We start from the raw sequence: 8,198 nt of genomic DNA, 5'->3' as shown, positions 1-8,198 counted from the left end.
CCCCCGACCCGTCCGCTCCGTCCCCGTCCCCGTGGGAGCGGCTGCGCCCCACCCGCGTCGGCGTCGTCCTCGGCTGTCTGCTGATCGCCGCGCTCATCCTGTACTGGGTGCCGGCGTTCGGTCTCGGCGAGCGGGACCTCGATCGGATGGGCGGGCTGGGCCTGATCTCCGTCCTGCCCGTGCCCACACTGGCCGGAGCCGCCCTGCTGGTCACGGTCTTCGCCTCGCTGCTCTGGCGAAACCGCGAGCATCGAGGGCTGCTCCTGGTCACCCTGCTGGCCACCGTGGTGTCGCTGCACGCGCTGCCCGCGGTGATCGAGACGGAACCGCGGTTCGCGACGGCCTGGCAGCACCTCGGGTTCCTGGAGTACATCGACCGGACCGGCTCGGCCGTACCCGACCTGGACGCGCGCTGGAGCTGGCCGGGCTTCTTCGCGGCCGCCGCGTTCGTCGCGAAGGCGTGCGGGGTCGACGACCTCACCGAGGTCATCCGCTGGTGGCCGACGGCCATGCAACTCCTCTATCTGGCCCCGATGTTCCTGCTCGTACGCCATATGCGGGCGAGCTGGCGCGCCAAGTGGACCGGCGTATGGATCTTCGTGCTCAGCGGCTGGGTCGGCCAGGACTACTTCTCCCCGCAGGGCTTCACATACCTCCTCTACATCGTCTTCGTGGCGATCCTGCTGGTGTGGTTCCGGGCGCCACGCGTGCTGTGGACCACGCGGCGGCCCGGCGAGCTGGAGGTCGAGCCGACCGACCGGCGCCAACGGGCCGTACTGCTCATGGTGCTGATCGGCCTGTTCGCGGCGACGGTCCCGTCCCACCAGCTCACCCCGTTCGTGATGCTGGGCGTTCTCACGGTCCTCGTCGTGGTCGGCCGCTCCGAACTGCGCGGACTGCCCGTCCTGTTCGCCGTGATGGTCGCCGTCTGGGTGGGCTTCCTCGCCGAGCCGTACTGGCGGGGACACTTCGACGAGCTGTTCGGCGGGATCGGCGGCGTCGGCGGCAATGTGTCCTCGTCGGTCTCCGGCCGTATCGAGGGCGGCAGTTCGACCCACCAACTGGTGCTGTACGCGCGCGTGGCACTCGCCGGCTCGGTGATGGCCCTGGCGTGCTGGGGCTGGTGGCGGCGCCGCGACCACAAGTACCGCGAACGCTCCCTGCTCGTCCTCACCTTCGTACCGTTCCTGGGCTTCGGCATGCAGTCGTACGGCGGCGAAATGGCCCTGCGCGTCTTCATGTTCGCCCTGCCCGGCGCGGCCCTGCTCGCCGCACTCGCCCTCTTCCCGCGCACCGGGGTCACCGCGAAGGAACGCGAGCGCGACCAGTTCAGCCTCGCCCCGCTCGCCGCCCTGATGGCGGGCCTGGTTCTGGTCGGCGGCTTCCTGGTGGCCCGCTGGGGCAACGAGCCCTTCGAGCGGGTCCGTCCGGGCGAGATCGCGGCCATGGAGTACGTGTACGAGCACGACAAGCCGACCGCGCGGCTGCTGTGGCTGAGCGACGACCCGGTCAACACGGTGACGCCCGCGATGCCCTGGGGCTCGAAGGACATGGAGCGGGTGGAGTACGTTCCGACGCTCGCACCGCCCGATCCTGTGCTGGTGTCCGGACTGGTCAAGTCGCTCAAGGACGCGGGCCCGAACTCGTACCTCATCATCAACCGCAGCCAGGTGATCTCGCTCCAGATGGACGTGGGCTACTCGGCGAGCTGGGACACCCGGCTCATCCGCAACCTCGACGAACGCGAGGAACTGCGGAAGGTCTACGTCAACGAGGACGCGACCATCTACGCGATGCGCGAGAAGCCGGACGGCAGCGCCCCGAAGGCCGATCCCGGCCCGATCGGCCCCCAGGTGACCTGGACGCCGTGGTCGGTCGTGGGCGGACTCGCGGCGATCGCACTGCTCGTGCTGCTGACGACGCGCGAGGTGGTCCGGGTGGCCGTCCGGCCGAGCGTGCGCCAGTTGCAGTGGTTGCAGAGCACCTTCTGGTTCTCACTTCCGCTGCTGGCGGTGCTGCTGGCTTCGCTGGTGCAGCGGTTCCTGACGATGGCGTAGGCGAAGGCGTAGGAGGCGGGGCGTGAAGTGGCTCAGCGGGTCAGCGGGTCAGCGGGTCAGCCACTTCACGTCGTACGCCCCCAGGTCGAACCGCTCGCCGTCGACTTCGGTACTGATCTTCCGGTCCAGGGTGTTCACGACGAGAACCGCCTTGTCGTCGGCGAGAACCCGTACGTCCGGCGCGCTGGCGGCGGCGACGGACACCTGCTCGTACTCCGTGCCCGGCGGAAACTCCCTGTTGAAGCGGGATACGAGGTCGAGCATGGGCAGGGGCTTGCCGCCGTCGGCGCTGTCGGTGGGTGTCCACAGGCAGCCGGCGCAGCCGGAACCCTTTTCCTTCTCGGGGTTCCAGTAGAAGGCGGAGGTGGCGCCGCCGCGGGCCATCGCGATCATTCCGGAGGCCTGGACGGCGCCGCGGCGGGCCTCGGACCAGTCGTCCCGCTCGTCGTCGGCGTCGGACGGCTCGACGTAGTACTCGGCCCACCACAGCGGCAGATCACCGGTCCGCTCGCGCACCCAGCGGCTGACGGCCGTGAACTTCTCGGTGGCGGCGAACTCGTCGGGCAGCAGCTCGTCGTCCTTGGTGTAGCTGGAGCCGTCCACGACGACGAAGTCCGCGCCCGCCTTGTTCTTGTTCCAGTAGTCGAAGGCGTCGAGCACCCGCTGGTCCATGGCGCCCCACGGGCCCTTCACCGTGGGCGAGGCGTCTTCCTTCTGGCGCGGGTCGAGGCTGTCCATCACCAGGTACGGGCCGCCGACCTTGATGTCCTCGTTGACAGCCTTGAGCGCCTTGTAGACCTGGTTGTAGAGCTCGGTGTAGCCCTCGTAGTCCCAGCGGGCCTCGGCGTCGTTCCAGAAGCCCTTGAACTCGTTCCAGACGATGAAGTGGCGTACGTCCGGATAGCGCTTGGCGACGGTCGCGGCGAGCGCGGCGTAGTCGTCGAAGTGCTCGGGGCGCGGCGCGGTCTCCAGGGCGTCCTGGCTCCAATTGGTGTTGTCCGTACCGGACTTGCCGCCCTTCATCCAGTCCGGGGCGCAGCACAGGGTGACCACCGGGGTGCCGCCCGACTCCCGGACGAAGTCGATCCGCCGGTCCATGTCCTCGAAGTCGTAACGCCCCTTGACCGGCTCGGGATTGTCCGCACCCCAGCCCATGATGTGCTGGATCTGCGGCAGCGGCTGCTCACCGAGCCGCTCCGCCACCCGCCGCGTGGCGGCGCCGCTGCCCTCGTCAGCACTGAACTGCGTGTGGGTGAAGCCCCAGCCGACATCCGGTCCCGCCTCACCTGGAGGAACGGCGGGCGTGCCGTGCACCTTGTCACCATCACGGGTCGTACCGGCGGCGCTTCCACCGTCCCCCGGCAACGTGTTGATCAAGGTCAGTACCAGGGCCAGTGCCGCCGCGCCCACGCCGAGCAGCGCGGTGAGCCGCCACCGCCGTGCCCCCGAATTCCACCCATGACGTCCCATCAAGGACAACAGTAACGGCGGGGGTGGGCGGTTGGGATGGGTTCGAGTGCACAGCCTGGTAACAGGACGGAGGGGATACACGGGGAGATCGGCGTGCGCCCGGACACTCAGGGTCCCTCCACGGAAACCGGGTGCGTGGGACGAGCGCGTGACGGATCATGGCGGCATGTCTGCGAACCCACACGACGCATTGCCGATCCGGCTCAACGTCGACGACAGCGACTCCCCGTCGGACGTCGTCGACGCGCTGTTCCTCGGCCGCTTCGCGACGGGCGAGCAGCCGCACGCGCACGCGGCGAACATCGACCGCGTACGGTCCGGGGCGACGCTGTTGCCGCCGGGCGCCCGGGTGTTGCGGTCCGCCCGCGACGACGACCGCAGCGCGACGCTCGCCGAGGGCGACGGCTGGACGGTGCTGATCTCGCGCTGGAACCGCGGTGCCGATGTCACGGTCACCGCGACCAGTGAGGAGCTTGCCGCGAAGGTGCTCGGCCAGGCCACGGACGGCGCGGAGGACGAACCCGAGCCGCAGCCGGAGAACGTGACGATGGGCTTCTGGTACGTCTCGCCGAGGCGCGGACCGCACCGTACGACCCGGCAGATCTCGGCGGGTACGTGGGAGGAGATCCGCCCGAACTACACAGCACCGGTCGCGGACGCGATGGACCACCTGATGAAGACGACACCGGAGGACATCGCGGGCCGTCTGCTCCTGCTGCACGGCCCGCCCGGTACGGGCAAGACGTCGGCGCTGCGCACCCTGGCCCGCTCCTGGCGCGACTGGTGCCAGGTCGACTGCGTACTCGACCCGGAGCGTCTCTTCTCCGACGTCGGCTATCTGATGGACATCGCGATCGGCGAGGACGACGGCACCGCCAAGGGCCGCTGGCGGCTTCTGCTGCTGGAGGACTGCGACGAGCTGATCCGCGGCGAGGCCAAGCACACGGCGGGCCAGGCGCTGTCACGCCTGCTCAACCTCACGGACGGCCTGCTCGGCCAGGGCCGTAACGTCCTGGTCGGCGTGACGACGAACGAGGACCTGGAGCGCCTCCACCCCGCCGTCGTCCGCCCCGGCCGCTGCCTGGCCCGTATCGAGGTCGGCCCGCTGACCCACCGCGAGTCGGCGAACTGGCTGGGCACGGAGGAAGGCATCGGCCGCGAGGGGGCGACACTGGCCGAGCTGTACGCCCTGCGCCGGGGCACGTCGCCGACGTCGGTGCCGGGAGCGCGAGAGGGCGCGGACGCGGGCCTGTACCTGTAGGCCACGCGGCCTACACCCCACCCCTGGTGCTTTCATGGGGTTATGACCCTTTTCGTGGGCACGTCCGGCTGGCAGTACAAGGACTGGCGCGGAGTCCTGTACCCCGCCGGGCTGCCCACGCGGCTCTGGCTGGAGCAGTACGCGACACGGTTCGCCACGCTCGAGATCAACAACGCCTTCTACCGGCTGCCGTCGCAGGAGACCTTCGAGTCCTGGCGGGACCGCACCCCGCCGGACTTCGTCATCGCCGTCAAGGCGAGCCGCTTCCTGACCCACATCAAGCGCCTACGCGACCCCGAGGAACCGGTACACCGCCTGATGACCCACGCCACCGGCCTCGGCGACCGCCTGGGCCCGATACTCCTCCAGCTCCCACCCACACTGCGCGCCGACCCCGCCCTCCTCGACACCTGCCTGTCCTGCTTCCCGCCCGCCACCCGAGTCGCGGTAGAACCCCGCCACGACTCCTGGTGGACCCCCGAGGTACGCGACGTCCTGGAGTCCCGGCACGCCGCCCTGGTCTGGGCCGACGTCCTCTCCCGCCCCGTGACCCCGCTCTGGCGCACAACGGACTGGGGCTACCTGCGCTTCCACGTAGGCCGGGCCCACCACTGGCCCCACTACGGCCGCCAGTCCCTGTCCACCTGGACCCACCGAATCGCCGCCACGTGGCCCGACAACCAGCACGTCTACGTCTACTTCAACAACGACCCCCACGCCGCGGCGGTCCAGGACGCGCTGCTCTTCGCCAGAGTGGCCAGGGCGGCGGGCCTGACGGTGACGCGCACGCCGCGCCGGCTGAGCGCCCCGTAGGGCGCCCCCGGGGGTGACAGGTCGTGCCTCGACTGCGGGTGCGTCGCGGCTGGTCGCGTCCCGCGGCGGAGCCGCTGTGACTCGGCCTCGCCGTCCTGATCATGCACGCGGGCGGCGACGGCGACTACGTCCTGGTCCACACGTGGATCGAAGCACTCATGTCCGACCTGGCCAGCTTCGCCGGACCGGCCGGGCAGCCCGACCAGCTCCGCCCGGGCCGTACCGGTCTGGGCCCATGGACTCTCTCTTGATCGCGGCGCATCCCACCTGTGATCATGGAGCGTGGTGATCTCAGATGAGAGCAAAGTCGCGAGCGAGCGGGAGACGGACCGGTGGCCGGACATACCCGGCGATACAGCGTTCACCATCAAGATCCCCGAGGCTGATCCGCTGGTCAGGGCCGGATTCCCCGCCCATGTGACCGTGCTCTACCCGTTCGTGCACGAGAGCCGCATAGACGCACCCGTCCACCGTGAGTTGTCCGGCCTTTTCGCCAAGCACGATGCCTTCGCCTTGACGTTCGCCGAATCCGGCCGCTACCCCGGTGTGCTGTACCTCGACCCACGGCCACACGACCCCGTCAAGGCGCTTACTGAGGACCTCACTCTGCGCTGGCCCGAGGTAGTGCCGTACCGAGGGCTCTTTGGCGCCGGGCTCGACCCCCACTTGACGGTCGCGAACCACGAGGGCCCTGCGACCCAGGACGCCGCGTACGACGCGATGCAGGCCGAGCTTGCGCCCCTGTTACCGCTTCGGTGTCACGTCCACGCGGTCCAGCTCATCGTCTGGGACGGCGAACGCTGGCAGGACCGGGCCAGATACCCGCTCGCTCGTCGCCCGGCCAGCCCGCTCAGCGAACGATTCTGAGTAGTCGAACGCCGCAGCAAACCCTGGGCAGTCGGACCTCCGTGCTCTCTCAGCCGGCGTGAAGAATCCGAAAGCGATCGGGTTCCGCCGGATCTCGATCAACGACTTGGACTGGCGACCGAGCCCATTGCCACACGCTGATGCCTGGCGTGCGGGAGAACCGGATCTACCCGCGGGTGCCTTCGACTGCAACGCGCGGCCAGGATTCGGCGATGCGCGCCTGGTCCGCGCCGTGAGTACGCAGCACATCGGCGAGGACGGCGCCCGTGTCGTAGCCCTCGAAGGAGACGAAGGAGGGCGCTTCGCCCAGCCGCTCACGGAGGGCCTTCTCCACTCGTGCACCAAGTGGGCCGAGGCGCTCGGGCAGGTAGCGCAAGAACGGGACCCCGGCGCTGTCGTCGCCCAGCGACGTCGCCCATTCGGCGAACTCCGGTTGCCCGGCCGGAGCACCGATAAGGATCTCGGCGAGGCGCTGGTCGCCGCGGACGGACTTGACGATCGGCACTGCCGGATCCGGGTGGCCGACCAGAAGAAGGAGGGCTGTCGCGCGACTGTCGACGAGTGCGTCGCACACGGCCGCGGGGGTGAGCTCGCTCATGTCGAGTTCGGTGACGGTGCCGCCGCGTGCAGCGAGGTGATCCCGCAGAATGCCGGTTCCAGTTGCCCAGTAAACACTCGGCTGGGCTGCTACGGCGATGCGACGGTGGCCCGCGCCGAGGAGGAAGTCCGCGTAGACCTGCCAGCCGCGGGACTGCGGCGGGGAGAGGCGCGCGACCCATTCCGTCGGCCGTTCGGTGAGCGCGTCGAGAACCGCTGACGAGCACAGGAACGGCAGGCCGAGGGCGTCGGCCCTGGCGGCAGCGGCGCGAGCGACGACGCTGTGATACTCCCCCGCCAACGCTGCCACGCCCAGGCCGGCCAATTCCTCCACGGCCGCCGCGGCCCTTTGTGGGTCAGCCGCTGTGTCTCGGACCACAAGCTCGAGTGGTCTTCCGCCGATCCCGCCCGCCTCATTGACTTCGCCGACGGCCAACTCGAGTCCGGCGAGCAGGTGTTGGCCTGCCTCGACCCAGCCGGGCCGGGTCAGCGGAACGAGAGCGCCGATCCGGACGGACGCTCTGTCAGTCCACTCCGACCCCGGTGGCGATGGTGGCGTATGCATGCGTAGGCGTCTCCTGCTCCCGTATGACGATTCGTTTGCAGTTGTCCCAGGTCGCCGAGCGGCAAGGCCCGGTGGTGCGCTTTCGTCTCATCTCGCCGTGGCGGGCGCACCTGGGCGATCACGCCGAGTCGCATCGTCAGACGGCTCCTGTGGCGCTCTACTCCCGGTCCCCGTAAACCGCCCGCACCGCATCCCGAACGGCATCGAGGGCCGCCTCCTCGTCGAGCCCGAGCCGCCGCACGCGCTCGGCATAAGCCCGAGCAGCACCAGCGGCTTCACGCTCAGCCGCCGAACCCGCGGACGCGACAAACGTTCCGTTACGGCCCCGCGTCTCAATCACCCCATCCGACTCAAGCGCCCGATAAGCCTTGGCAACCGTGTTCGCCGCGAGGCCAAGCGATTCCGCCAGCCCCCGCACGGTCGGCAACCGATACCCCACCGGCAGCACACCAGCCCGCGCCTGCTCGGAAATCTGAGCGCGCACCTGTTCAAACGGGGGAACACCCGCTCCGTCATCGATGTCGATCTTCAACGTCACAAGCCGATTGTCCCCTAGCCCCTCTCCCCC

6 protein-coding genes and 2 pseudogenes are annotated in these 8,198 nt (G+C 69.6%); 5 read left to right on the top strand and 3 right to left on the bottom strand.

The annotated features are described in order from the left end of the window. Positions 1-2,057, top strand: a pseudogene (locus G6048_RS45160) (lipopolysaccharide biosynthesis protein); the annotation flags it as partial. 48 nt (positions 2,058-2,105) lie between these two features. Here G6048_RS45160 and G6048_RS45155 read toward each other — a convergent pair. Further along, positions 2,106-3,527 carry a GH39 family glycosyl hydrolase gene (locus tag G6048_RS45155; protein WP_165345427.1) on the bottom strand — a complete coding sequence of 474 codons (1,422 nt, stop codon included), beginning with the start codon at positions 3,525-3,527 and terminating at the stop codon, positions 2,106-2,108. 166 nt (positions 3,528-3,693) lie between these two features. On the opposite strand from G6048_RS45155, the gene G6048_RS45150 reads away from it, so the two are divergent. The 4 genes from G6048_RS45150 (at position 3,694) to G6048_RS45135 (ending at position 6,468) form a co-directional block, all read left to right on the top strand. Then, positions 3,694-4,788 (top strand): DUF5925 domain-containing protein, encoded by a 1,095-nt coding sequence (locus G6048_RS45150; RefSeq protein ID WP_165345426.1) that lies wholly within the window; start codon positions 3,694-3,696, stop codon positions 4,786-4,788. Positions 4,789-4,830: 42 nt separating this feature from the next. Next, the gene (locus tag G6048_RS45145) at positions 4,831-5,601 is read left to right on the top strand and encodes a DUF72 domain-containing protein (RefSeq protein WP_165345425.1); all 771 of its coding nucleotides are present in this window, start codon (positions 4,831-4,833) and stop codon (positions 5,599-5,601) included. A gap of 101 nt (positions 5,602-5,702) precedes the next feature. Continuing rightward, positions 5,703-5,852, top strand: coding sequence for a hypothetical protein (locus G6048_RS45140; protein ID WP_165345424.1), 150 nt, complete (start codon positions 5,703-5,705; stop codon positions 5,850-5,852). A 34-nt stretch (positions 5,853-5,886) separates the two neighbouring features. Further along, positions 5,887-6,468 carry a 2'-5' RNA ligase family protein gene (locus G6048_RS45135; protein ID WP_328828857.1) on the top strand — a complete coding sequence of 194 codons (582 nt, stop codon included), beginning with the start codon at positions 5,887-5,889 and terminating at the stop codon, positions 6,466-6,468. A 49-nt stretch (positions 6,469-6,517) separates the two neighbouring features. Here the strand turns inward: G6048_RS45135 and G6048_RS45130 are convergent. Both G6048_RS45130 and G6048_RS45125 read right to left on the bottom strand, forming a co-directional pair. Next, positions 6,518-7,630, bottom strand: a pseudogene (locus tag G6048_RS45130) (ABC transporter substrate-binding protein). 157 nt (positions 7,631-7,787) lie between these two features. Beyond that, a complete protein-coding gene (locus tag G6048_RS45125) occupies positions 7,788-8,168 on the bottom strand; it encodes a GntR family transcriptional regulator (RefSeq protein WP_165345423.1) in 381 nt (126 codons plus the stop codon). Positions 8,169-8,198 lie beyond the last annotated feature (30 nt).

This window comes from Streptomyces ureilyticus, assembly GCF_011045025.1.
In the GTDB taxonomy this organism is placed as follows: domain Bacteria; phylum Actinomycetota; class Actinomycetes; order Streptomycetales; family Streptomycetaceae; genus Streptomyces; species Streptomyces ureilyticus.
Note: the sequence above shows the minus strand (reverse complement) of the source record. Positions and strands in the feature narration are given on the sequence as shown.